This is a genomic window from Enterovirga sp. GCM10030262 (assembly GCF_042666435.1).
Taxonomy (GTDB): Bacteria; Pseudomonadota; Alphaproteobacteria; order Sphingomonadales; family Sphingomonadaceae; genus Allosphingosinicella.
In genome coordinates this window covers 197714-221362 of record NZ_JBHTDC010000001.1, presented here as the reverse complement: position 1 = coordinate 221362, position 23649 = coordinate 197714, and the positions used below count along the sequence as shown (strand labels likewise).

The following is a 23649-nucleotide window of genomic DNA, read 5'->3' as shown; positions in this document are numbered from 1 at the left end:
GCTTCCTTCGATTCAGAATAGGAAGAAGTGGGATTCCCGCTTTCGCGGGAATGACGATGAGCGCTCAAAAGGCCGGGATCCCCGTAATCGCGCGACCGAGGATCAGGCCGTGGACGTCGTGCGTACCCTCATAGGTGTTGACCGTCTCCAAATTCGCCGCGTGGCGCATCACCTGGAACTCGGCCGAGATGCCGTTACCGCCATGCATGTCACGGGCGATCCGGGCGATATCGAGCGCCTTGCCGCAATTGTTGCGCTTGATGAGGCTGATCGTCTCCGGAATGAGCTCGCCCTCATCCATGCGACGGCCGACGCGAAGCGCGGCCTGGAGACCCAAGGTGATCTCGGTGATCATGTTGGCGAGCTTCATCTGGACGAGCTGCGTCGCAGCCAGCGGCCGCCCGAACTGCTTGCGCTCCAGCGTATAGGACCGCGCCGCGTGATAACAGGCCTCGGCCGCGCCCATCGATCCCCAGGCGATGCCGTAGCGGGCGCGGTTGAGGCAGCCGAACGGGCCCTTGAGGCCCTCGACGTTCGGCAACAGATTCTCCTCCGGAACCTCGACCTCGTCCATCACGATCTCGCCGGTGATCGAGGCGCGCAGGGACAGCTTCTCCTTCACCTTGGGCGCGGAAAGGCCCTTCATGCCTTTTTCCAGCACGAAGCCCTTGATCTTGCCGTCATGCGCGTCCGATTTCGCCCAGACGACGAACACGTCGGCGATCGGCGAATTGGTGATCCACATCTTGGCGCCCGAGAGCGAATAGCCGCCGTCGACCTTCTTCGCCCGGGTCCGCATACCGCCCGGGTCAGAGCCCGCGTCGGGCTCCGTCAGGCCGAAGCAGCCGACCCATTCGCCGGTCGCGAGCTTGGGCAGATATTTCTTCCTCTGCGCCTCGGTGCCGTAGGCGTGGATCGGGTGCATGACGAGCGAGGACTGGACCGACATGGCCGAGCGATAGCCCGAATCCACCCGCTCCACCTCGCGCGCGACCAGGCCGTAGCTCACATAATTGAGCCCCGCGCCGCCATATTCCGGGGGAATGGTGGCGCCGAGCAGGCCGAGCGCGCCCATCTCGTTCATGATCGCGCGGTCGAAATCCTCTTCGAGATAGGCCTGGGTCACGCGCGGCTGGAGCTTTTCCTGGGCGTAGCCGCGCGCGGTGTCGCGCACGAGCCGCTCCTCGTCCGACAATTGCGCATCGATCGCGAATGGGTCCGCCCAGTCGAAGGGGGCGATGGTCGCTTCGGCCATGTTCGTTTCGTTTCCCGCTATGATGCCGGCAAAAGGCGGGTCGCCCTCCGGCTCGTCGTCTAGGCGACTACTTTCGCACTCGCCGCGGATCAAGCCGCCTCATCCGCCGAACACGGCGAAGTCGCTATTGGCGAGAACGAGGCCCGGATCGACCCGAGCGAACAGCACCGCCGCCGCCGCGCCCGTGCCGTCAGCATCGTAGAATATCCTTCCGGTGGCGCTATCGTGCAGGATGCGGTCGTTGGAATCCTGCGCCGCGATGCCTTCGCGAAAGGCGGAAGGCCTCAGCATCCCGTTGACAGTGATCGCGTCGAAGATATCGCGATCGAGGAATATCCTGTCCGCGCCCGGCGCGAAATCGAGAATGTCGTCGACATTTTGAGTCCTGTGGAGGGCCGTGTCGAACACGAACCTGTCCGCCCCGCTCTTACCGGTCAGGTCGTCGTTTCCCGCGCCGCCGGCAATGCGGTTGGCCGCATTGTTGCCTCTGAGGACGTTGGCGAGGTCGTTCCCGGTGGCGTTGATTTCGTCCGCGCCGGTGAGGAAAAGCCGTTCGACATGGTCGCCAAGCTTGAAGGTGACCGAGCTGCTGACCCTGTCCGTTCCGTTGCCCAATTCTTCGATCACGCGATCGAGACCGCTGTCGACGAAGTAAATGTCGTTGCCGCCGCCGCCCCGCATCCTGTCCGCGCCGCCGCGCCCGTCGAGGCGGTTCGACGCGCCATTGCCGACGAGGAGGTTGGCAAGGGCGTTGCCGTTGCCGTTGATGGCGTCTGTTCCAATGAGCTGGAGAATCTCGACATGGCCGCCGAGGGTGAAGCTTACGGAGGCGACCACCTTGTCGGCGCCGCCATCCAGGGATTCCAGCGCCCGGTCCTGGCTGTGGTTTACGACATAAATATCGTCGCCCCCGCGTCCCTTCATCGTGTCGGCGCCGCCGCGCCCGTTGATGCGGTTGGCGGCGTCGTTGCCGGTGATGATGTTGGCGAGGCCGTTCCCGGTCCCGTCGATCGCGCCGTTACCGTTCAGGGTAAGCGTTTCGACCTGGTCGGGAAGCGTGAAGCTGATCGTGCTGCTCACGCGGTCGACGCCGCCGTCCACCTCCTCGAACACGCTATCGCCGACTTCACCGACAACATAGCGATCGTCGCCGGCGCCGCCGAACATCCGATCGGCTCCGCGGCGCCCGTTGAGATCGTCGTTGCCGCCAAGGCCCTCCAACAAATCGTCGCGCAGCGTCCCGAAGAATATGTTGGCGGTTTCGTCGCCGACGAAGGCCCCGCCCCGATCATCGCTGAAGAAATAATCCGCGACCGCCTCGCTGTTGCCGTCGAATGTGTATCCTCCGATCCTGAAACCGACCTGGCCCGGGTCGGCGGCCGGATCGCTGACCCGCGCGTCGACAATCGCGAAGTCGTCGGCCGTCAGCTGGATCTGGAGATTGTTGAAATTCGCGTCCGTCCAGGTGATTCTCAGGATGGGGATTCCGTCGGTGAAGGGTTCGTCGAAGTCGATCCGGCCGAACGTGTATTTGACCGAATCCAGATCCTGGACGCCAGCCGCGATTACCCGCCCCGGAAAGCCGAAGATGCTGTCCTGGCTGGTATGCGTGGAAACCCAGTCGATCTGGGCCTGGGTGACGTTGCCGAGCGAAATGAACCCGTTCTTCCAGATAACGATCTTCGTGACCGGGTTCGGCCCGCCAAAATCCATTGCGAAGGCATATTGATCGGCATCCGCATCGGCCGTCAGATCGACCAGGACGAAGTCCGCCGCCGTGAAATTCCCGATCCGGTCGGTCGCCCACTCTTCGCCCGAAGATTCGAACTGATCGCCGCTGCGGGTCAATATCCTGCGAGACCTGGTCATTCTCGACTCCCGTGACGGGCCGGGCCGAAGCCCGGGGCGTATGCAAGTTCGGCAGTGATGTGATAATCTTACCGGAGCGGAAGGCATATCACAGCGTGGGGGAGCGTGACATAGGCTACAGCGCCTTCATCAGCTACAATCATCGCGATCGGCGCTGGGCCATTTGGCTGCACCGCGCGCTCGAGCGTTATCGCGTGCCGAAGCGCCTCCAGGGACGCGAGGCGCCGTTCGGAATCATAGGCGCCCGCATTCCGCCGGTCTTCCGCGACCGCGACGAGCTCGCCGCCTCGTCCGACCTCGCCCAGTCGGTGCGCGACGGGCTCGATGCCTCGGCGATGCTGATCGTGCTTTGCTCGCCCCACGCCGCCCGCTCGAAATGGGTCAATGAGGAAATCCGCGCCTTTACCGCTCTCGGCCGGCGCGACCGCATCCGTTGCCTGATCGCCGACGGCGAGCCCCATGCCGACGACCCCGACCGCGAATGCCTGCCCCCGGCTTTGTTCGAGGGGGGCGGCGCCGAGCCGCTGGCGGCCGACCTGCGCAAGAATGAGGACGGCAAGGCCGGCGCGAAGCTCAAGATCATCGCCGGCATCCTCGGCGTGCCTTATGACGAATTGCGCCAGCGCGAGGCGGTGCGGCGCCAGCAGCGGCTCGCGATCCTCGCCGCCGCCTCCAGCCTCGGCTTCGTCGTCACCGGCGGACTTGCAGTCTTCGCCCTCATCTCCCGCGCCGAAGCGGTCGAGCAGCGCGACATCGCCCGCCAGCGCACGATCACCGCCGAGCGCACCGTCGATTTCGTCAAGTCGATGTTCGAGGTCTCCGATCCCTCGGAGGCTCGGGGCGCGACGATCACCGCGCGCGAAGTGCTGGACCGGGGCGCCCGCCAGATCGAGGAGGAGCTCGACAACGAACCGGCGGTTAAGGCCGAACTCGGGGTCACTCTGGGCGAAGTCTATGGCAGCCTCGGCCTCTACCGCCAGGGCGACAGGCTGATCCGCCGGACGTTCGGGCTGCCGCACGACCAGCCGTCGGTACGGGCGCGGCAGCTCCTCGCCTGGGGCGAATCGCAGGCGCGGCTTGGCCATTACGCGCGCGCCATCGAAGCCTATGAACGGGCCATTCCGCTCGCCCGCAATGCCGATTCGCTGGTCGCCGACCTGCTGCCGAGAATGCTTGTGAGCCTCGCGGAGGCGAAAAGGGCGGTCGGCGACAATTACGCGGCGGTCAAAGCGGCGCGCGAAGCTCTCTATCTCGATCTTCGCCGCGCGCCGCCGCGCCCGTCCGAGGTGGCTCGCGACCTGGAGGTGATCGGCGCCAACGCCTTCGACCGTGGCGAACTGGAGCCGGCCCGGCTCTACGTCGCCAAGGCCCTGTCGCTGCGCCTGCGGGAGGAAGGGGCTCAGAGCCCCAGCGTCAACGACAATCTCAACATGCTCGGCAACATCGCCCAGGCGCGCGGCGATCTTGCCGGGGCGGAGCGCTATTTCCGGCGCAATCTCGCCTTCGACGAGACGGTGCTGGGGGCGGAGCATCCGGACCTGGCTGGCACGCTCAACAATCTCGCCTGGGTGCTGCTCCAGCAGCGCGGCTACGCCGAGGCCGGCCGGCTGCTCGACCGGGCGCTCGCCATCAACCTCAAGGAGCGCGAGGCGACGCATGACGATCTCGCCTTCATCTTCGCCAACCTGGCCATGGCGCGGCGGGGGACGGGGCGCCTGGCCGAGGCCGAGACGTTGCTGGGCAAGGCGCTGGCGGCGGCGCGGCGGCACGACCATTGGACCTTGCCGTTCGTCCTCACCGATCTTGGCGAAATCCGCTGCCTGACCGGCCGCCCGGAGGAGGGCATGCCGCTGCTCGACGAGGCGCGGCGGCGGCTGGCCGAGACCTATCCCCCGGGCAGTTGGGAGATCGCCTGGACCGAGAGCGTCATCGGCGGTTGCGAGCTTCGCCGCGGTCGCCGCGCCGCCGCCATCCCCCTGCTGAACGAAAGCGCGCCGATCCTGCGCGCCCGCTGGCCCGTCGGCACCCATTTCCGCGACGAACTGGAACGCCGCCTGGCGTTGCTCGGCTAGAGCGTTTTCGAGTTGGCTGGGACAGCCAACGGCTCGGAAAACGCGGTTTTGAGGACCTAGAGCAATTCAACCTTGGTCGACTCGCTCGAGCAGCCGGACGCCTTCGACGCGCGCTCCAACTGATACATCGGCAGCTGGCCGTAATTCTTGGCGAGCTCGATACGGCCGACATAGCGCGATGCGAAACGGTCGGGCGCGGCGGAAGCCAGCATCGCGGCGAAAGGCTGGGTCACGTAGATCTTGCCGGTCGGCACCTTGGGCTCGACGCGCGCGGTGAGGGTGACCTCGGACCCGTAGAAGGTCGGCGCCGAAGTGACCGGGTCCACATCCTGGTAGATCGGGCCGAAATGGATGCCGATCCGCATCCCTTCGCCCGCCTGGAGATCGCGGTCGGTGAACACGGCCTCGCGCATCGAATCGCGGATGTCGAGGGCGATCTCGGCGGCCGTCGCGATATCGTCGATCACCGCGAACAGGGCGTCGCCCCAGGTGTTGCGCCCGCACACCGCGGCGCCTTGCCGGTCCAGCACCCGGCCTATCCGTCCCATCACCTCGCGCCAGAATTCGGGCAGCGCGCTCTCCGACAGCCGGGAAAAACCGGCGAAATCGGTGAAGATGATCGACCGCATCGCCCGCGCCGGCCCGGAATAGGCCGCCTCCGGCCGCGCCCGGCGAAGATCGCGGTCGACGTCGGGCAGGGGGATGGTCCGCGCCGCGCCACCCTGCGCGCTCCAGGCGGCGACGTCGACCGCCGTGCCGGCGCCGCCGCCCGCTTCCTCGCCATCCCATATGGCAAGCTGCACGGCGTAGGTGGAAAGCTGGCCGGCGCGGAGGCGGGCGAGGCCCATCGACAACATGCTGCCATAGCTGAATTGCTCGTCATGGCCGACATAGGCCGTCCGCGTCGCCAGCAATGTCGACGCGGCCCCGGCAAGGCATGTCTCGAAACGCTCCATCCACTCGCGGCCGCCGGGAAGCACCGACGCCCGCACGAAATCGTCGAGCGCGAAGGGGAGCACGACATTGAGCTCGCCGCCGCGCCGCAATATCTCCTCGGCGATCAATATGTCGGCGCCGCAGGCGAGCGCGCCATAAGCGATGGTCGCGCCGAGGCGGTCGATCTCCGCGGCGATCCGGGTGGCGAGGGCGTTCTCCGCCGCTTCGTCGGCGCGGAACATGTGGCCGCAAAAGGTGAGCACGGGCGGCGGCCGCAGCCGCGCCAGCAATGCCGCCATCCCTTCGTCGCCGACACCCTCGCTCTCGTGCAGCCAGGCGAACTGGCGATAGGCCGAGGCCCGGTCTCCCGCGCCGGCGTCGCCCTGCGCCAGCGCCGCCCCGACTGCGTCGCCGGCTTCCGCCGTCCGTCCCAGCAGAAGCAGCGCCTCGGCCCGGCTTGCCGCCGCGTAGAAGCTTGCCGGGCGGATGACGTCGGGATTGTCCAATACCGCCAAAGCCAGTTCGCGCGCTGTGTCGTGGTTACCCGCCGCCCAGGCCGTCGTCGCGGCGTTGATTCCGGGAAAATAGCCCGAGCGCAACGCGAAGGCGGCCAGATAAGCCTCGCTCGCCGCCCGGAAGTGCGCGAGCCGCTCCTCGCCCGAGGCGGCCAGCGCCCGTTCCTTGGCGAGCCGTCCCTTCAGCGCCAGCGCATCCTCGTCGTCGAGCTTGTCGAGGCCGTGCTGGCGGTAAAGCCGCTCGGCCCGCCCGGTATCGCCGAGTTGCGCCAGCGCCAGCACCTGCAGATATTTGAGCCGCGGCTCGTCCCGCCCAGCCGCCAGCGCGCTCGCGGCGAGGTCGTAGACGGTCAACGGATCGGCCTTGCGCCGCGCCGCCTCGGCCGCCGCGACCACGTCCGTCCCCGAAGCCAGTGCGGGCACCGCCATCTCCCCCAATGGGCCTGGCGGATGGGGTGGGATTCGAACCCACGGTGGGCGTGAACCCACGGCGGTTTTCAAGACCGCTGCCTTAAACCACTCGGCCACCCATCCTGAGCGCTTTTCCAGCCGGATGAAATCATCCGGCCGCTCGGAAAAGCGCGGCATCAAGTTCTTGGCCCGCGTTTAAGCGCGCGGCGGCGGTTCGTGCAAGCGGCGCGACGGAACCCGTGCCATTCCCCGCGCGCTTATGGCATGAGGCCGAGCGAGAAGGGGAAGTCCATGCGTTTCATTTATCAGATGATGGCCCTGATGCTGGCCGCGTTCCCGCCCTACAGCGCGACCGGCACCGCCTGGGCGCAGCGTGCCGGGCTCAACCAGGCCGGCTTCGAGACCTATCTGCCACAACTCCGCGCCCAGGCGCAGGCGGCGGGAGTCAGCCGCGCCACCATCGATCGCGTCTTCCCCACCCTTCAGTTCAGCGCCCGCACCGTCGAGCTCGACCAGGGCCAGCCCGGCGGCGCCAGCGGCAGCAGCGCGATCCCGCCTTTCGCCCCCTATCGCGAGCGCCACGTCAATTCCGCCCTCATCAACCGCGGCCAGGACCGCTACGCCGGCAATATCGGGCAATTGAACGCGATTGGCCGCCGTTATGGCGTCACGCCGTCGGTACTGGTCGCGATCTGGGGCCACGAGACCAGCTACGGCGCCGTCACCGGCGATTTCGACCTGCTGAACTCGCTCGCCAGCCTCGCTTATGAAGGTCGCCGCCGGCAGCTTTTCTCCGAGGAATTCGTCGCCACCCTCAAGCTGATCGACCGGGGCATCCCCCGCAGCCAGCTCAAGGGAAGCTGGGCGGGCGCCACCGGCTATCCGCAATTCCTGCCGTCCGTCTATCTCCGCCTCGCCGTCGATGGCGACGGCGACGGCCGCGCCAACATCTGGTCGAGCCAGCCCGACGCGCTCGCATCCATCGCCAATTATCTGAGCAACGCCGGCTGGAAGCCCAACGTGCCGTGGGGGATCGCGGTCAACGTGCCCGCCGGCTTCAACCGCTCGGGGCTCGACACGCGCCTGGTATCGCCCCGCTGCCCGCGCGTCCACGAACGCCACAGTCCGTGGAAGACGATGGCCGAATGGCGCCGCCTGGGCCTCGTCCCGCAGCGCGGCCGCTGGCCGGCCGACGACGAAATGGCCAGCCTGCTGGAGCCCGACGGCCCCGGCCAGACCGCCTACCTCCTCACCACCAACTACCGGACCATCCTCGATTATAATTGCTCCAATTTCTACGCTCTGTCGGTGGGGCTGCTGGCCGACGCGGTATCCCGCTGAACGGGCTGGCGAAGGCCGGCCCCATTCGTTAAGACTCGCAGCCTGCCCGCGGGCGGGAACTTCATAGATATTTAGGAACGGTTCTCAGTTATGAAGCGTAAGGCGCTGTTTTCAGGCATAGTTGCTATCGCCGTCGCCATTCCGGCCATCGCCGCGGCGCCGCCCTTCGACACGCCGGCGCCGGTCGCTTATATGGTCGATCTCTCGTCCGGCGCCGTGCTGTATTCCAAGGATGCGGATCGCCGCATCCCGCCCGCTTCGATGGCCAAGATGATGACCGCGCATCTCGCCTTCAACCTCATCAAGAAGGGCGAAAAGAAGCTCGACGAGATGTGCACCGTCCGGCCCGAGACCTGGCGCCAGTGGCACGGGCCGCAGGCGGGGTCGACCATGTTCCTGTCGCCGGGCGAACAGGTCAGCATAGGCAATCTCCTCCACGGCATCGTCACTCTGTCCGGCAATGACGCCAGCGTCGTCCTCGCCGAGTGCATCGCCGGCACCGAGCCGGCTTTCGCCGCCCTGATGAACCAGGAAGCCAGGCGCCTCGGCATGACCAACTCCAATTTCGGCAATAGCAACGGCTGGCCGGACGAGGGCGTGACCTACACCACCGCCCGCGACCTCGCGACCTTGGCCCGCGCCTCGGCCGAGGAGACGCCCGAACTCTACAAGCAATTTTACAGCCAGGAGAGCTTCACCTGGGGCAAGACGCTGGGCGGCGGCGAGCCGATCACCCAGGGCAACCGCAATCCCCTGCTCGGCAAGGTTGCCGGCGCCGACGGGCTGAAGACCGGCCACACCCAGGAAGCCGGCTATGGCTTCACCGGGTCGGCCGAGCAGAATGGGCGGCGCCTGGTCATGGTCTTGGCCGGCCTTGACAGCTACAACCAGCGCATCGACGAGAGCGTCAAGTTCATGAACTGGGGCTTCCGCGCCTGGCAGTCGCAGCCGCTCTTCGCCAAGGGCAAGGCGGTCGGCGCGATCCATGTCCAGCTCGGCGGCGAGGACAGTGTCGGAGTCGTCGCGCCGCGCGACCTCGCCGTCACGCTCCCCGCCGGCACGCTTAAGGACAATATCAAGGTCAAGATCGTCTATGACGGGCCGGTCAAGGCGCCGATCAAGGCCGGGCAGCATGTCGCCAACCTGGTCGTCACCACCGGCGACACGCCGCCCCAGACCATGCCCCTCGTGGCCGCCGAGGCGGTCGAGGAAGCCGGCTTCTTCGATCGGATCATGGCCGGCTTCGGCCACCTCATCGGCTGAGGTGGCCGGCCGGTTCATCAGCCTGGAAGGCGGGGAGGGGGTCGGCAAGTCGACCCAGTTGAGCCGGCTCGCGGGGGCGCTGCGGGCGCGGGGCCATGACGTCGTCGAGACCCGCGAGCCCGGCGGCAGCCCAGGCGCCGAGGCGATTCGCGCGCTCCTGCTCGAAGGCGAGGCCGAGCGGTGGAGCCCGCAGTCCGAAGCGCTGCTTTTCGCCGCCGCCCGCGCCGATCATGTCGCCAAGCTGATCCGTCCGGCGCTGGAACGCGGCGCCTGGGTTCTCTCCGACCGCTTCCTTGACAGCTCGCTCGCTTATCAGGGCGGCGCCGGCGGGGTGGGGGCCGGGGCGATCCGCGCGCTTCACGCGATCGGCAGCGGCGGGCTGATGCCGGACCGGACCTTGCTCCTCCAGCTCCCGGCGGAGGCCGCCGCCGCCCGCGCGATGAAGCGAGACGGTCATGCCGGCGACCGGATCGGGGCGCGGGGCGCCGGCTATCACGCGCAAGTCGCGGCGGCGTTCGAAGCGATGGCCGAGGCGGAACCGGATCGCTTCCGCATCGTCGATGCGACCGGTTCCACGGATGCGGTAGCGGGCCGCATCCTCGTCGCGCTGGAGGATCTGCTGTGACGCCTCTTTTCGGCCATGACGCCGCCGTGGCCGCCTTTCGCGCCGGGCTCGCCGGCGGCCGACTCCACCATGCCTGGCTGATCGCCGGCCCACAGGGCATCGGCAAGGCGCTGTTCGCACAGAAGGCCGCGCTGCGGGTGCTGGCCGAAGGCGCGGGGCCGCCGGTCGACCTGCCCGGGCTCGACGTTCCCGACGAGCATCGCATCGCCCGGCTGGTCGAGGCCAGCAGCCACCCGGATTTGATGCGCCTGAAGCGCCTGCCCAAGGATAATGGCGGCGATCTGGCGCGGAGCATATCGGTCGATCAGGTGCGCGGACTCCAGCGGCTCTTCTCGACCACCGCCTCCCTGTCGCCATGGCGGATGGTCATCATCGATTCGATCGACGACCTCGAACGCAGCGGCGCCAACGCCCTGCTCAAAAATCTCGAGGAACCGCCGCCCAACAGCCTTTTCCTGCTCGTCAGCCACGCGCCAGAGCGGCTGCTGCCGACGATCCGCTCGCGTTGCCGCCAGCTCCGTCTTTCTATCCTCAACGATGACGCCATGACGTCGGCCCTTCAGGCCGCTCTTCCCGACGCCGATCAAGCGGAGATCGCGAGCCTGCGCCAGGTGGGGGAGGGTTCCCCCGGCCGCGCCATCGCCTTTCGCGGGCTGGAGATCGACAAGCTCGACGAGGCGATGCGCGAGCTCGCCGACAAGGGTGACCCTGCCAATGCCCGCCGCGGCGCGCTCGCCCAGAGCCTGTCGCTGAAGGCCGCCCAACCGCGCTACGAGGCGTTTCTCGCCCGCGCGCCGTCCTTCATCGCCTCGATGGCCCGCCAGCGCCGTGGGCCCAAGCTTGCCGAGGCGCTCCGCTTGTGGGAAAGGGCCTCCGACCTGGCCGGGAGCGCCACCCGCCTCTCGCTCGAACCCCAGAGCGTCGTCTTCGAGCTCGCCGGGATGCTCGCCGCGCTCGCACCCGAACAGGCCCATGGCTGACCCTTTCTACATCACCACCGCGATCAACTATCCCAATGGCCGCCCGCATATCGGCCATGCCTATGAAGCGATCGCGACCGACGCCATCGCCCGCTTCCAGCGGCTGATGGGACGCGACGTCTTCTTCCTCACCGGGACCGACGAGCATGGCCTGAAAATGGCCCAGACGGCGCGCAACCGCGGCGTCGAGCCGGCCGCGCTCGCCGAGGAAATGTCATCTTATTTCCGCGAGATGGACCAGCGCCTCAATATCTCGTGCGACCGCTTCATCCGCACCACCGAGGCCGAGCACCACAGAGCAAGCCAGGCAATCTGGCAGGCGATGGCCGATGCCGGCGACATCTATCTCGGCCGCTATGAAGGCTGGTATTCGGTGCGGGACGAGGCTTATTACGATGAAAAGGAACTGGTGACCGCCGACAGCGGAGAGAAACTGTCGCCGCAGGGCACGCTCGTCGAATGGACGGTCGAGGAGAGCTGGTTCTTCCGCTTGTCCAAATATCAGGAGCCCTTGCTCCGCCATTACGAGGCCAATCCCGATTTCATCCGCCCCGAGGCGCGCCGCAACGAGGTGATGCGCTTCGTCGAGGGCGGCCTGTCGGACCTTTCCATTTCGCGCTCCAGCTTCGATTGGGGAGTCAAGGTTCCGGGCGACGAGCGCCATGTGATGTACGTCTGGGTCGATGCCCTCACCAATTATCTGACGGGCGTCGGTTATCCCGAAGAAACAGAGGCTTACAAGCGATACTGGCCGGCCGATATCCATATCATCGGCAAGGACATCATCCGCTTCCATGCGGTATATTGGCCCGCTTTCCTGATGTCCGCCAAGCTGCCGCTGCCGCGCCAGGTGTTCGGCCACGGCTTCATCCTCCACCGCGGCGAGAAGATGTCGAAATCGCTCGGCAACGTCATCGACCCGCTCGACTTAGCCAGCGCGTTCGGCGTCGATCAGCTCCGTTACTATCTGCTCCGCGAAGTCACGTTCGGCCAGGACGGGAGCTACAGCGCCGAGGCGATCGTCGCCAAGGTCAATGCCGACCTCGCCAACAGCTTCGGCAACCTCGCCCAGCGGACCTTGTCTTTCATTGCTAAGAATTGCGACGGCATCCTGCCGAGCGGAGGGAAGAAGGAGGCCGCCGATACCGAACTGCTCGCCACCGTCACGGAGGCGACCCGCATCGACATGCCGCGCCATTTCGAGGATCTGGCGCTGTCGCACGGCATCGAGGCCTGGCTGAAGGCCGTGTTCGCCTGCAACCAATATATCGACGCCCAGGCGCCTTGGGCGCTGCGCAAGACCGACCCGGAGCGGATGACCGCCGTGCTGGGCACCCTGGTCCGCGCGATTATCGATCTCGCCATCGCGATTCAGCCCGTCATCCCGGAATCGGCCGGCAGGCTGCTCGACCATCTCGGCATCGCGGAAGACGAACGCAGCTACGCCGCATTGGCCGACGACGGCCGCTACGACCGCCACGCCGCCTCGGGCTTTATCCTCGCGCTTCCCAGCCCCATCTTCCCCAGGCTGGACATGCCGGCGGAGGTTTGAGCTTCGTCGTCATTGCGAGGAGAAACGATGTTCGTCGATAGCCACTGCCACCTGAACTACAAAGGCCTGGTCGAGGACCAGCAGAACGTGCTGGACCGCGCCCGGGCGGCCGGCGTCGAGGCGATGCTCAACATCTCGACCCGCGCCTCCGAATGGGACCAGGTAGTGGGTCTCGCGGAGCGTGAACCCGACGTCTGGGCCTCGGTTGGCGTCCACCCGCACGACGCCGACACCCATCCCGACGTCGAGACCGCGACCCTGGTCGAGCGCGCGCGCCATCCGCGCGTTGTCGGCATCGGCGAGAGCGGCCTCGATTTCTATTACGACAAGTCCGATCGCGACCGGCAGCGGGCGAGCTTTCGGTCCCATATCGCCGCCGCGCGCGAGACCGGGCTTCCGATCATCGTCCACACCCGCGACGCCGAGGAGGACACGCATAAGATCCTCGCCGACGAAATGGGGAAGGGGGCTTATACCGGCGTCATCCACTGCTTCACCGCCAGCGCCGAATTTGGCCGCAAAGCCCTCGATCTTGGACTCTATATCTCGATCTCCGGCATTGTAACCTTCAAGAATGCCAAGGACTTGCATGCCGCGGCTCGGACCGTGCCTCTGGATCGCCTGCTGATCGAGACCGATTCGCCTTTCCTGGCGCCGGTCCCGCACCGCGGCCGACCCTGCGAGCCCGCTTATGTCGCCGACACGGCCCGCTTCCTCGCCGAATTGCGAGGCGAGACGCTGGAGCAGCTTTCCAGCGCCACCAGCGCCAACTTCCGTGCGCTCTTCGCCAAGGCGGCCGCGTGAAGCTTCGCATCCTTGGCTGCGGAACGTCATCCGGGGTGCCGAGGATCGGCAACGACTGGGGAGCGTGCGACCCTTCGGAGCCGAGGAACCGCCGCCGCCGCGTCTCAATCCTCGTCGAACAGGGCGATCGCCGCATCCTGGTCGACACCAGCCCGGACCTGCGCGAGCAATTGCTCGACGCCGGCGTCGCCGACATCGACGCCCTGATCTGGACCCACGACCATGCCGACCATTGCCACGGCATCGACGATCTGAGGCAGCTCTACCACGCCCGGCGCGCCGCCGTTCCCGGCTTTGCCCGTCCCGACACGCTCGAAACGCTTCGCCGGCGCTTCGGCTATGCCTTTGAGGGGAAGGGAGACTATCCCCCGGTCGTCGATGGCCAAGCGCTTCCCGATGCATTTGAGGCCGGTGGCATCGCCGTGCGCGTCGTCGATCAGCCGCACGGCGCGATCATTTCGGCCGGCATCCGCTTCGACGCTAACCGAAAATCCATCGGTTATTCCACTGATTTCAATCGCCTGACGGACGAGATGATTGCTCTGTTCGAAGGGATCGACGTCTGGGTAGTCGATGCTCTGCGCCGCCTTCCGCATCCAACCCACCCCCATCTCGACCAGGCGCTGGAATGGATAGGCCGCGTTCAGCCCAAGCGGGCCATCCTGACCCACATGGACAATTCGATGGATTATGCGAGGCTGGTGGCGGAGCTGCCGGACGGCGTCGAGCCGGGCTATGACGGACTCGAGGTGATCGTGTGAGCGACGGCAACCAGGCTGCTGACTTCATTTACCTGATCGGCGTGCTGGTGCTCGTCGCCAGCGCGCTCGTGGTCCGCCGGATCCCGATCGGCCAGGGTCTCAAGATGTTCGCCGGATGGGTGCTCATCTTCGCCGCGGTGTTCGTCGTCTTCACGCTGCGGGACGACTTCCTCGCTTTGGGCGAGCGAGTCGTGCGCGAGGTGCGAGGAGACAGCGTTCCCATCGTCGCGGGCGAGACCTTGCGCATACGCCAGGCGTCGGACGGGCATTTCTGGGTCGACGGCAGCCTCAACGGCGAGGATGTGCGCTTCCTGGTCGACAGCGGCGCCACAACGACCAGCATATCCGGCAACACCGCGCGCCGCACCGGCATCGAGCCGAGCGGCGGATTCCCCGTCATGGTCCAGACGGCGAACGGCACCATATCCGTCCAGCGCGGTCGCGCCGGGCGGCTTCGGGTCGGTACGATCGAGCGCGAAGATTTCGCCGTCCACGTGTCGGATGGCTTCGGCGAGATCAACGTGCTGGGCATGAACTTCCTCTCGTCGCTATCCGGTTGGAGCGTCGAGGGGGGTTGGCTGGTCCTCCGGCCATGATAATGTTTTACATAATGTATATTATCGGACTTTGAGAATGACGCGCCCCGAGGCGGTTTTGCCTGCTTCCACCCTCTCCGATCTCGTCGAGATCATGCGCCGCCTCCGCGACCCGGAAACCGGCTGCGAATGGGACCGCGTCCAGACGTTCGAGACGATCGCGCCTTACACGATCGAGGAAGCCTATGAGGTTGCCGACGCCATCCGCCGGAACGACATGGCCGACCTCAACGACGAACTGGGCGATCTCCAGCTCCAGGTCGTCTATCATGCCCGCATCGCCGAGGAGCTGGGCGCTTTCACCATCGATGACGTCATGGCGTCGATCTCGGCCAAGATGATCCGCCGGCATCCGCACATTTTCGGCGATCAGGCGGAGAGTCCGGGCTGGGAAGCGCTCAAGGCCCAGGAACGCGGCCGCCACGAAGACAAGAGCGCGCTGGCCCACGTCGCCCATGCGTTGCCCGCGTTGAAGCGCGCCGAGAAGCTCCAGAAGCGCGCTGCCCGCGTCGGCTTCGACTGGCCTGACGCCGCCGGCCCGCGCGCCAAGATCGCCGAGGAACTCGCCGAGATCGACGCGGCCACGAACGACGAAGAGCGCGCAGCCGAGATGGGCGACCTGCTCTTCTCGGCCGTCAATTACGCGCGTCACCTCGGGATCGATCCCGAAACCGCCCTGCGCGGCGCCTCGGAACGCTTCGAGGCGCGTTTTCGCAAGGTCGAAGATATTGCCGACAAACCTTTGAACGAAATGAATATAGATACTCTGGAATCGCTTTGGCGGCGGGCCAAGAAGGATATTTAGAGCAAGGCGCCGTGGTGCGACCGGAACCGCGCCCAGGCGGCATCCGAAATCCGAACCTCCAGCTGGGTCTCAAGCCCTTCGCTCCGCTGCTCGATCACCTCGCTATTGGCGTGAAGCCAGGCGATCGCCTCGCCGGCCGAATAAGGCAAAGTGATCGTGTGGACGTGGCTGCCTTCGCGCAACTTCTCCGCCGCGCAGTGGACGAGGTCGTCGACTCCCTGCCCGGTGAGCGCCGACAAGATCACGACATCGTCCTTGCGCGCCGCCTCGGCCTCGACCCGTTCGGCCTCGTCCGCGCCGAGCGCGTCGATCTTGTTCCACGCTTCGATCAAGGGAGCGCCGCCCTCTCCTCCCGCGCCGATCTCGGCCAGCACCTGCTCGACATCGAGACGCTGCGCTTCGGTGTCCGGGTGCGAGATGTCGCGGACGTGGATGATGAGATCGGCGGAAATCACTTCCTCCAGGGTCGCGCGGAACGCGGCGACGAGCTGGGTCGGGAGATCCGAGATGAAGCCGACCGTATCGGACAGGATTGCCTTGTCGATGCCGGGCATGGCGATCTCGCGCATCGTCGGATCGAGCGTCGCGAAGAGAAGATTCTCGGCCATCACATCGGCACCGGCGAGCCGGTTGAACAGGGTCGATTTGCCCGCATTGGTATAGCCGACCAGGGCGATCACCGGCCACGGTGCCTTTTGCCGCCGCGCCCGGTGAAGGCTGCGCGTGCGGGTTACCTGGTCCAATTCCTTGCGCAGCTTGGCCATGCGGTCGCGAATCAGGCGGCGATCGGCCTCGATCTGGGTTTCGCCGGGGCCGCCAAGGAAGCCGAAGCCGCCGCGCTGGCGTTCGAGATGGGTCCAGGAGCGGACGAGCCGCCCGGCCTGGTAATCGAGGTGGGCGAGCTCGACCTGGAGCCGCCCTTCGGCCGTCGCGGCGCGCTCGCCGAAAATCTCGAGGATCAGCCCGGTGCGGTCGATCACCTTGGCCTTGGTCGCGCTCTCCAGATTCTTCTGCTGTATGGGCGTCACCGCGGCATCGACGATGATGAGCTCGGCCCCCGCCTGCTCGGCCGCGTCGGCGATCGCCTGCACCTGACCGGAACCGAACAGCGTTCCGGGTTTGGGCGCCCTTACCCTGAACGCGAGCTTTTCAGCGACGACCACCCCGATTGCTTCGGCGAGCCCGGCCGCCTCCGCGAGGCGCGCCTCCGTGTCCCGTCGCCCGTCGCCGCCCATTTCGGGAAAAGCGACAATGGCGCGGGCGCCGCGGGCTACGTCGTCATTGCTTCTGTCGAAAACGCTCAGGCGCCGGCCTCCTCGTCGCCAGCCTCTATAAAGCTCACGGGATTTTCCGGTTGCACGGTCGAGATGGCGTGCTTGTAGACCAGTTGCGACAGCCCTTCGCGCTGCAGCAGCATGCAGAACAGGTCGAAGGCGGCGATACGGCCCTGGAGCATCACGCCGTTGACGAGGAACATCGTGACCGGCTCGTTCGACCGCCTCACCGCGCCGAGGAACACCTCCTGCAGCAAGGCGGGCTTCTTCTTGTCGACCTGCTCGGCGAAGGCCTGCTCCACCTCGCCCAGGTCGATCGCCTGCGAAGGCATGATCGTCGATATGGCGTGCTTGTAGATGAGCTGGGCCTGTCCGTCACGGCGCAGCAGGACCGAGAAATTGTCGAACCAGGTGATAATCCCCTGGAGCTTCACGCCCTTCACGAGGAACATCGTCACCGGCGCCTTGGACCGCCGGAGGTTGTTCAGGAACATATCCTGGAGGTTGTTGACCTTGTCGGCCATCTCCTGCTCTCCTTATTGGCGTACGGTTCCGCACGCGCGGTCGCAGCGTTTCTCAAGTTAGAAGCGCCGCCCCACTCTTCAATAGCATGGCCGGGCGAATCGCGCCATCAGCGCTATTCGCCGTCGCCGCCCTTGGAATCGCCGATGCCGAGCGCCTTCAGCTTGCGATGCAGCGCCGAGCGCTCCATGCCGATGAAGGTCGCCGTGCGCGAGATATTGCCGGAGAAGCGCCGGATCTGGACCCTCAGATATTCGCGCTCGAAGGTCTCGCGCGCCTCGCGAAGGGGGGTTCCCATGATCGCCTTGACCGCCTCGCCGGGGCTGAGCGAGGCCTGCTCGTTGAGGAGTTCGGGCGGCAGCATGTCGATCTCGATCGAGCCGACCCGTGTGCTCGGGGCGAGGATGATCGTGCGCTCGATGACGTTGCGGAGTTGGCGCACGTTGCCCGGCCAGTCATAGGCCTGGAGCGCGGCGATGGCGTCGTCCGAAAGGCCGGGCGTCGGCAATCGCTGCTCGGCGGCGTAGCGGGCGGCGAAGTGGGCGACCAGCTCGGGTATGTCCTCGCGGCGCTCGGCGAGCGCGGGGAGATGCACCGGGACGACGTTGAGGCGGTAGAAGAGATCCTCGCGGAAACGGCTCTCGGCGATCTCCTCGGCGAGATTGCGGGCGGTCGAGGAGACGACGCGCATATCGACCTTCACCATCGTCTGGCCGCCGACGCGGGTAAAGCTCTGGTCGGTGAGGACCCGCAGGATCTTGGCCTGGGCGGGAATCGGCATGTCTGCGATCTCGTCCAGGAACAGAGTGCCGCCATGGGCCTGTTCGAGCAGGCCGGGCCGGGCGAGCTCGCCGCCCTCCTCCACGCCGAACAATTCCTCCTCGACCCGCTCCGGAGTCATGCGCGCGGCGCTGACGACGATGAACGGCGCGTTGGCGCGCGGGCTCCAATTGTGGAGCAGCCTGGCCGCCACTTCCTTGCCGACGCCGGCCGGCCCGGTGATCAGCACCCGGCTTCCCGTTCCCGCGACTCGCTTCAATGTCGCGCGAACGGCGTTGATGGCGACGCTCGATCCGGTGAGTTCGGTTTCCTGGCCGATCTGCGCGCGCAATTTCTCATTCTCGCGGCGCAACCGGTCGGTTTCGGTGGCGCGGGCGACGAGATGGAGAAGATGCCCGGCCTCGAACGGCTTCTCGATGAAATCGACCGCTCCCTGGCGGATCGCCGCCACGGCGGTGTCGAGGTTTCCGTGGCCGGAAATCATCAGCACGGGGAGCGTCGGGTCCCGCCGTTTCACTTCCTCCAGCAATTGCAGTCCGTCGAGCTTCGAGCCCTGGAGCCACACGTCGAGCAGAACCAGCGACGGGCGCCGCTCCACCAGAGCGGCGAGAGCCTCGCTGCTGTTGGCGGCCGCGCGCGTCGCATAGCCCTCATCTTCGAGCACGCCCGACACGAGATCCCGAATGTCCTGTTCGTCGTCGACGACGAGAATTTCTAGAGCCATATCATCAACCGTTCACTGCCGTGCCTTCAGGATGTAGGATGCCGCCTCCCCCGAGCCGCGCGAGCGTCTCGGCATCGAAGACGAGACGGACCAGGGTTCCCCCCTCCGGTGAGTCGCCGAACTCGACGATTCCGAAATGCTCCTCGACGATCTTCTTGACGATCGCGAGGCCGAGGCCGGTGCCTTTCACGCGTGTCGTCATATAAGGCTCGGTGAGCCGGCCCCGGTCGATCGGAAGACCGATCCCGGTATCCTCGATTTCAATGCAGACCCGGCCCTCGGTTTCGCTGATTTCAATGCCGATCCGGTCGGGGCCGCCCTCGCCGCCCTCCTCATGCTTCTGCTGGATCGCCTCGACGCCGTTCTTGACGATGTTGGTCAGCGCCTGCCCCAGCTGCCGTCGGTCGCACGTGAGAAGCGGCGACGGATCGGGCGCGTCGAGGCTGAACGCGATGTCGGGATGGGCGACCTCGTGCAGGAACAAGGCCTGCCGCGCGATATCGACCACCGCCTCCTCCCGGAAGATGGGCTTGGGCATCCGGGCGAAGGAGGAGAATTCGTCGACCATTCGCCTCAGGTCGCCGACCTGGCGGACGATGGTCCCGGTCAGCCGCTCGAAGGTCGACGCATCCGAGGTCACTTCGCTGCCGTAGCGCCGTTGCAGCCGCTCGGCGGCGAGCTGGATCGGCGTCAGCGGATTCTTGATCTCGTGGGCGATGCGCCGCGCCACGTCCGACCATGCGGCGCGGCGCTGGTCGAGCAGCTGCTCGGTAATGTCGTCGAAGGTCAGGACGTGGCCGCCTTCCACCTTGACCCGCTTCACCGCCAGGGTGCGCGGTTCGCCGCCCGAGGAGAATTGGATGATGTCCTCGCGCTCCTCGCTGTCGAGCTGCCTGTCGAGCTCAGGCGCCAGATCGGCGAGCTTGCGGCCCATCGCGCTCTTGCCGCCCGTCTTGAGAAGTCCCTCGGCCGAGCTGTTGATCAGGCTGACCTGGCGCTGGCTGTCGACCGAGATCACGCCCGCCGACACGCCGGAGAGCACGGCCTCGATGAAGGCGCGGCGGTTTTCGAGCTGGCTGTTGGCGGAGACCAGCGCCCCGGTCTGTTCCTCGAGCCGCCGGGTCATCCGGTTGAACGCATTACCGAGCGTCGCCACCTCGTCGTTCACCCTGGACGTCGGCACCCGCGCCGAGAGGTCGCCGGCGGTGACGCGGCGGGCGGCATCGACGAGCTGACCGACCGGACGGACGAGCCGGTCGGCCAGGGTCAGCGCGATCCAGATGGAGAGCGCCACGATCATCAGCGAGACCAGCAGCAGCACCGCGTTGAAACGGAATTGCAGTGTGCGGCTGGTGAGAAGGGTCTTCTGATAGTCGCTCGCCGCGCTCCTCGCCTCCTCGATCTGCTGGATCGCCGCCGGGTTCACCTTGCGGGACGCGTAGAGATAGACCTCTTCCTCGGGATCGAGCCGGACGACGGCCTCCACCCGGTCCCCCGCGTCGGTGACGACCCTTGTCTCCCCGCCCCTCAGCTCACTCAAGACCGGCGCCGAGAAACGGCGCTCCAGCGGGCGATCGTCGAGGTTGACGCCGGCGCGGAGTTGCAATTCGCCGGCGTTGGAGACGGAAATGACCGCCGCTTCGGTCAGATCACGATAGACCGTCTGCAGGAACAGAGCCTCGGCGAATGCCGGTGTCTCGATCCCGAACTGGTTGATGTCCGCAACCACGTCGAGGGTCATCGCCTGGACGTCGCGGTAGATCCTCTCCCTGTTCTCATTGGCATAGACTTGCGAAACGGTGTCGGCATTTTCGAGAATGGTGCGGGCCCGGTCCGAGAACCAGAATTGCACGCCCTGCTGGAACAGCAAGGAGGCGAAGATCACCACCAGCAATGTCGGCACGCTGGCGATGACGGAGAACAAGGCGACGAGACGGACGTGAAGGCGCCCCCTCCCCCCGACCGCCGACCGAGCGGCGCGTCCCATCGCCACCCGCCGCGCGACGAATACCATCAAAGCCATCGCCGGAACGAGATTGGCGACGAGCAGCATCGCCACCATCGGCGGGGTCAGCAGGGCTTGCGGAGATCCTTGCTGGGTGATGATGAAATAACTGATCGTCACCATGGCGATCAGCGCGACGACGCTCAGAATTTCGAGCAAGGGAACGAAGCGGCTGCGGCGTAGCGCGACCGAAAGGCGCCGGCGCCAGCGGGGACGTGTCATGCGGATGATCGGCAATTCAGCGTTCACGTTGCGGCCCTACCACAAGATTGTGGCATAAAGAACACAACGGATGTTTCGATTCGGCCCGGACGCGCGTTGATTCGGCTCAGGCGGCCGCCTTGGATAGCCATGGCGCATAGAAGGCGCCGAGCATGGCCTTCGCTCGCAGGGAATCCGCTTCTTGGTTGAACGCATTGCGGAATTCCGCCGAGCCATGGAGCCCGCGGGTGTACCAGCCGATATGCTTGCGCGCGACATTGACGCCGATGACGCTGCCATAATGTTCGAGCATCGCGTCATATTGCTCTGTGATAAGGTAATATTGCTCGTCGATACCGGGATCGGGCAGGCGCTCGCCCGTCCGCAGCCAGTGCATCACCTGGCCGAGCAGCCACGGCTTGCCATAAGCGCCGCGCCCGATCATCACGCCGTCCGCCCCGGATTGCTCCAGCGCCGTCTCCGCATCGTCGATCGAATTGATGTCGCCATTGGCGATGACCGGCAGGCGCACCGCTTCCTTCACCTTGCGGATGAAGCGCCAGTCGGCCTCCCCCTTGTAGAGCTGGCAGCGGGTGCGGCCATGAACCGTGATCATCCGGACGCCGAGATCCTCGGCGATGCGGGCCAGCTCCGGCGCGTTGAGGCTGGCATGATCCCAGCCCATCCGCATCTTCAGCGTCACCGGCACCTTCACTGCCGCGACCGTCGCCTCGATGATCGAAGCGGCGAGCGGCAGATCGCGCATCAAGGCGGAGCCGGCGTCGCCGTTGACGACCTTCTTGACCGGGCAGCCCATGTTGATGTCGATGATCGCTGCGCCGCGATCCTCGTTGAGCTTCGCCGCTTCGGCCATTTCCATAGGCGAGCAGCCCGCAAGCTGCATTGACACCGGATCCTCCACCGGATCCCAGGCCGCCTTCTGGAGCGATTGCCGGGTTTCGCGGATCATCGCCTGGCTGGCGATCATCTCGGTCACCGTGAGGCCAGCGCCGTAGCGCTTGACGATCTTGCGGAACGGGCGATCGGTGACGCCCGTCATCGGCGCCAGAATCACGGGCGCATCGATGCGGACGGGTCCGACGGAGATGGGGGACAGGCGCGGCATAGGGCCGCAAGCCCTTAATCTCAAAGGCGCTGGCGGGCAAGGTCCGGCTCGGCTAGGGGGCGGCCATGGGGATCGAGGGCAGGATCATCGCTTTGGTCGTGGCGGCGGGGCACGGCAGCCGCGCCGGCGGAGAGGCGCCCAAACAATATGCGAAGCTCGCCGGCAAGGCGCTCGTCCGGCACGCCGTCGAGCGTCTCCGGCACCCTCGCATCGATGAGATCCGTGTCGTGATCAGCGCCGGCCAGCAAAGCTTGTACACGGAGGCGGTCGGGGAGCTTGCCCTCCCATCGCCGATCGTGGGCGGCGCGACGCGGCAGGATTCCGTGCGCAACGGCCTCGAAGCGCTTTCGGCGGTTGGCGGCGTCGGCGCCGTGCTGATCCACGATGCGGCGCGGCCGTTCCTACCGGCGCGGGTGGTCGACGCCCTCCTCGACGCGCTCGACGCCGCCGACGGGGCCGCGCCGGCGCTTTCCGTGGTCGACAGCCTCGCTCTTGGCGGCGGGACTCTCGGAGACGCCGTGCCGCGCGACAATCTATTGCGGGTGCAGACACCCCAAGCCTTCCGCTTCGACGCGATATTGGCCGCCCACCGCGGCTGGACCGGCGATACAGGTGCCACCGACGACGCCCAGGTCGCGCGGGCGGCTGGGCTGAGAGTGGCCACGGTGCCGGGAGACGCGATGCTCGACAAGATTACCTATGCCGAGGATTTCCGTCGCGCCGAGCAGCGGCTCGACGCCAACCTGGTCAGCCGTACCGGCCTTGGGTTCGACGTCCACGCCTTCGCCGAAGGCGATGAGCTCTGGCTGGGCGGCCTGCTCATCCCGCACAGCCGCGGCCTCTCCGGCCATAGCGACGCCGATGTCGTCCTCCATGCCCTCACGGACGCTCTGCTCGGCGCGATCGGCGAGGGCGATATCGGCGATCATTTCCCGCCCAGCGATCCGCAATGGCGGGGCGCCGCCTCATCCCGCTTCGTCGAACATGCGCGCGACCTCATCGAAGCACGAGGCGGCCGCGTCGACCATGTCGATATCACGATCATCTGCGAAACGCCGAAGATCGGCCCGCATCGGGACGCGATGCGGCGATCCGTCGCAGCCTTGTTGCGGCTCCCTCTCCCCAGGGTTAGCATCAAGGCGACGACGACCGAGCGGCTCGGATTCACCGGCCGCGGCGAAGGGATAGCGGCGCAGGCCGTGGCCACTGTTCGAGCTCCGGAGGAATCATGA

Annotated in this window: 19 protein-coding genes and 1 tRNA gene; 11 read left to right on the top strand and 9 right to left on the bottom strand. The window is 66.4% G+C overall.

The features are described 5' to 3' along the window. Nucleotides 1-64 precede the first annotated feature (64 nt). Both ACFQRC_RS01045 and ACFQRC_RS01040 read right to left on the bottom strand, forming a co-directional pair. Nucleotides 65-1255, bottom strand: coding sequence for an acyl-CoA dehydrogenase (locus ACFQRC_RS01045; RefSeq protein ID WP_379956838.1), 1191 nt, complete (start codon nucleotides 1253-1255; stop codon nucleotides 65-67). Nucleotides 1256-1354: 99 nt separating this feature from the next. Further along, complete coding sequence (locus tag ACFQRC_RS01040; protein ID WP_379956836.1) at nucleotides 1355-3124, bottom strand: calcium-binding protein; 1770 nt, start codon at nucleotides 3122-3124, stop codon at nucleotides 1355-1357. 95 nt (nucleotides 3125-3219) lie between these two features. Here ACFQRC_RS01040 and ACFQRC_RS01035 point away from each other — a divergent pair, with 95 nt between their 5' ends. Next, nucleotides 3220-5196: a tetratricopeptide repeat protein gene (locus ACFQRC_RS01035; RefSeq protein WP_379956834.1), complete on the top strand. Its 1977-nt coding sequence runs from the start codon at nucleotides 3220-3222 to the stop codon at nucleotides 5194-5196. Between the two features lie 56 nt (nucleotides 5197-5252). On the opposite strand, the gene ACFQRC_RS01030 is transcribed toward ACFQRC_RS01035, so the two are convergent. Both ACFQRC_RS01030 and ACFQRC_RS01025 read right to left on the bottom strand, forming a co-directional pair. Then, nucleotides 5253-7070 (bottom strand): tetratricopeptide repeat-containing protein, encoded by a 1818-nt coding sequence (locus ACFQRC_RS01030; protein WP_379956832.1) that lies wholly within the window; start codon nucleotides 7068-7070, stop codon nucleotides 5253-5255. 21 nt (nucleotides 7071-7091) lie between these two features. Further along, a tRNA-Ser gene (locus ACFQRC_RS01025) sits at nucleotides 7092-7181 on the bottom strand. A 168-nt stretch (nucleotides 7182-7349) separates the two neighbouring features. On the opposite strand from ACFQRC_RS01025, the gene ACFQRC_RS01020 reads away from it, so the two are divergent. The 9 genes from ACFQRC_RS01020 to mazG all read left to right on the top strand — a co-directional run bounded on the left by ACFQRC_RS01020 (nucleotide 7350) and on the right by mazG (nucleotide 15785). Beyond that, nucleotides 7350-8399, top strand: a complete 1050-nt coding sequence (locus ACFQRC_RS01020; RefSeq protein ID WP_379956830.1) for a lytic transglycosylase domain-containing protein — start codon at nucleotides 7350-7352, stop codon at nucleotides 8397-8399. Between the two features lie 90 nt (nucleotides 8400-8489). Next, the gene (locus ACFQRC_RS01015; RefSeq protein WP_379956828.1) at nucleotides 8490-9662 is read left to right on the top strand and encodes a D-alanyl-D-alanine carboxypeptidase family protein; all 1173 of its coding nucleotides are present in this window, start codon (nucleotides 8490-8492) and stop codon (nucleotides 9660-9662) included. A 1-nt stretch (nucleotide 9663) separates the two neighbouring features. Continuing rightward, nucleotides 9664-10287, top strand: coding sequence for a dTMP kinase (gene tmk / locus ACFQRC_RS01010; protein WP_379956826.1), 624 nt, complete (start codon nucleotides 9664-9666; stop codon nucleotides 10285-10287). Beyond that, complete coding sequence (locus ACFQRC_RS01005) at nucleotides 10284-11267, top strand: DNA polymerase III subunit delta' (RefSeq protein WP_379956824.1); 984 nt, start codon at nucleotides 10284-10286, stop codon at nucleotides 11265-11267. Before tmk ends, ACFQRC_RS01005 begins: the two co-directional genes overlap by 4 nt. Continuing rightward, entirely contained in the window at nucleotides 11260-12819 is a 1560-nt protein-coding gene (gene metG, locus ACFQRC_RS01000) for a methionine--tRNA ligase (protein ID WP_379956822.1), read from the top strand. Before ACFQRC_RS01005 ends, metG begins: the two co-directional genes overlap by 8 nt. Nucleotides 12820-12846: 27 nt before the next feature. Continuing rightward, nucleotides 12847-13623: a TatD family hydrolase gene (locus tag ACFQRC_RS00995; RefSeq protein ID WP_379956820.1), complete on the top strand. Its 777-nt coding sequence runs from the start codon at nucleotides 12847-12849 to the stop codon at nucleotides 13621-13623. After that, on the top strand, nucleotides 13620-14384 hold the full coding sequence (locus ACFQRC_RS00990; RefSeq protein WP_379956818.1) for an MBL fold metallo-hydrolase: 765 nt from the start codon (nucleotides 13620-13622) through the stop codon (nucleotides 14382-14384). The genes ACFQRC_RS00995 and ACFQRC_RS00990 overlap by 4 nt, the downstream gene beginning before the upstream one ends. Then, complete coding sequence (locus ACFQRC_RS00985; RefSeq protein WP_379956816.1) at nucleotides 14381-14980, top strand: TIGR02281 family clan AA aspartic protease; 600 nt, start codon at nucleotides 14381-14383, stop codon at nucleotides 14978-14980. Before ACFQRC_RS00990 ends, ACFQRC_RS00985 begins: the two co-directional genes overlap by 4 nt. A gap of 37 nt (nucleotides 14981-15017) precedes the next feature. Continuing rightward, nucleotides 15018-15785: a nucleoside triphosphate pyrophosphohydrolase gene (gene mazG / locus ACFQRC_RS00980; RefSeq protein ID WP_379956814.1), complete on the top strand. Its 768-nt coding sequence runs from the start codon at nucleotides 15018-15020 to the stop codon at nucleotides 15783-15785. On the opposite strand, the gene hflX is transcribed toward mazG, so the two are convergent. From hflX to dusB, 5 genes are all read right to left on the bottom strand, one after another. Further along, a complete protein-coding gene (gene hflX, locus ACFQRC_RS00975; protein WP_379956812.1) occupies nucleotides 15782-17020 on the bottom strand; it encodes a GTPase HflX in 1239 nt (412 codons plus the stop codon). The genes mazG and hflX overlap by 4 nt on opposite strands. A gap of 65 nt (nucleotides 17021-17085) precedes the next feature. Continuing rightward, nucleotides 17086-17583, bottom strand: coding sequence for an RNA chaperone Hfq (gene hfq, locus ACFQRC_RS00970; protein WP_379956811.1), 498 nt, complete (start codon nucleotides 17581-17583; stop codon nucleotides 17086-17088). Between the two features lie 113 nt (nucleotides 17584-17696). After that, a complete protein-coding gene (locus tag ACFQRC_RS00965; RefSeq protein ID WP_379956809.1) occupies nucleotides 17697-19085 on the bottom strand; it encodes a sigma-54-dependent transcriptional regulator in 1389 nt (462 codons plus the stop codon). A gap of 4 nt (nucleotides 19086-19089) precedes the next feature. Next, nucleotides 19090-21339: an ATP-binding protein gene (locus tag ACFQRC_RS00960; protein WP_379956807.1), complete on the bottom strand. Its 2250-nt coding sequence runs from the start codon at nucleotides 21337-21339 to the stop codon at nucleotides 19090-19092. A gap of 79 nt (nucleotides 21340-21418) precedes the next feature. Beyond that, nucleotides 21419-22417, bottom strand: a complete 999-nt coding sequence (gene dusB / locus ACFQRC_RS00955; protein ID WP_379956805.1) for a tRNA dihydrouridine synthase DusB — start codon at nucleotides 22415-22417, stop codon at nucleotides 21419-21421. A gap of 65 nt (nucleotides 22418-22482) precedes the next feature. Here dusB and ACFQRC_RS00950 point away from each other — a divergent pair, with 65 nt between their 5' ends. Then, the gene (locus tag ACFQRC_RS00950; protein ID WP_379956803.1) at nucleotides 22483-23649 is read left to right on the top strand and encodes a bifunctional 2-C-methyl-D-erythritol 4-phosphate cytidylyltransferase/2-C-methyl-D-erythritol 2,4-cyclodiphosphate synthase; all 1167 of its coding nucleotides are present in this window, start codon (nucleotides 22483-22485) and stop codon (nucleotides 23647-23649) included.

Bases quoted from the DNA above. Each gene is read 5' to 3' on its own strand.
- ACFQRC_RS01045 (WP_379956838.1), bottom strand. From the start codon at position 1,255: ATGGCCGAAGCGACCATCGCCCCCTTCGACTGGGCGGACCCATTCGCG.
- ACFQRC_RS01040 (WP_379956836.1), bottom strand. From the start codon at position 3,124: ATGACCAGGTCTCGCAGGATATTGACCCGCAGCGGCGATCAGTTCGAA.
- ACFQRC_RS01020 (WP_379956830.1), top strand. From the start codon at position 7,350: ATGCGTTTCATTTATCAGATGATGGCCCTGATGCTGGCCGCGTTCCCG.
- ACFQRC_RS01015 (WP_379956828.1), top strand. From the start codon at position 8,490: ATGAAGCGTAAGGCGCTGTTTTCAGGCATAGTTGCTATCGCCGTCGCC.
- metG (WP_379956822.1), top strand. From the start codon at position 11,260: ATGGCTGACCCTTTCTACATCACCACCGCGATCAACTATCCCAATGGC.
- ACFQRC_RS00995 (WP_379956820.1), top strand. From the start codon at position 12,847: ATGTTCGTCGATAGCCACTGCCACCTGAACTACAAAGGCCTGGTCGAG.
- mazG (WP_379956814.1), top strand. From the start codon at position 15,018: ATGACGCGCCCCGAGGCGGTTTTGCCTGCTTCCACCCTCTCCGATCTC.
- hflX (WP_379956812.1), bottom strand. From the start codon at position 17,020: ATGGGCGGCGACGGGCGACGGGACACGGAGGCGCGCCTCGCGGAGGCG.
- hfq (WP_379956811.1), bottom strand. From the start codon at position 17,583: ATGGCCGACAAGGTCAACAACCTCCAGGATATGTTCCTGAACAACCTC.
- ACFQRC_RS00965 (WP_379956809.1), bottom strand. From the start codon at position 19,085: ATGGCTCTAGAAATTCTCGTCGTCGACGACGAACAGGACATTCGGGAT.
- dusB (WP_379956805.1), bottom strand. From the start codon at position 22,417: ATGCCGCGCCTGTCCCCCATCTCCGTCGGACCCGTCCGCATCGATGCG.
- ACFQRC_RS00950 (WP_379956803.1), top strand. From the start codon at position 22,483: ATGGGGATCGAGGGCAGGATCATCGCTTTGGTCGTGGCGGCGGGGCAC.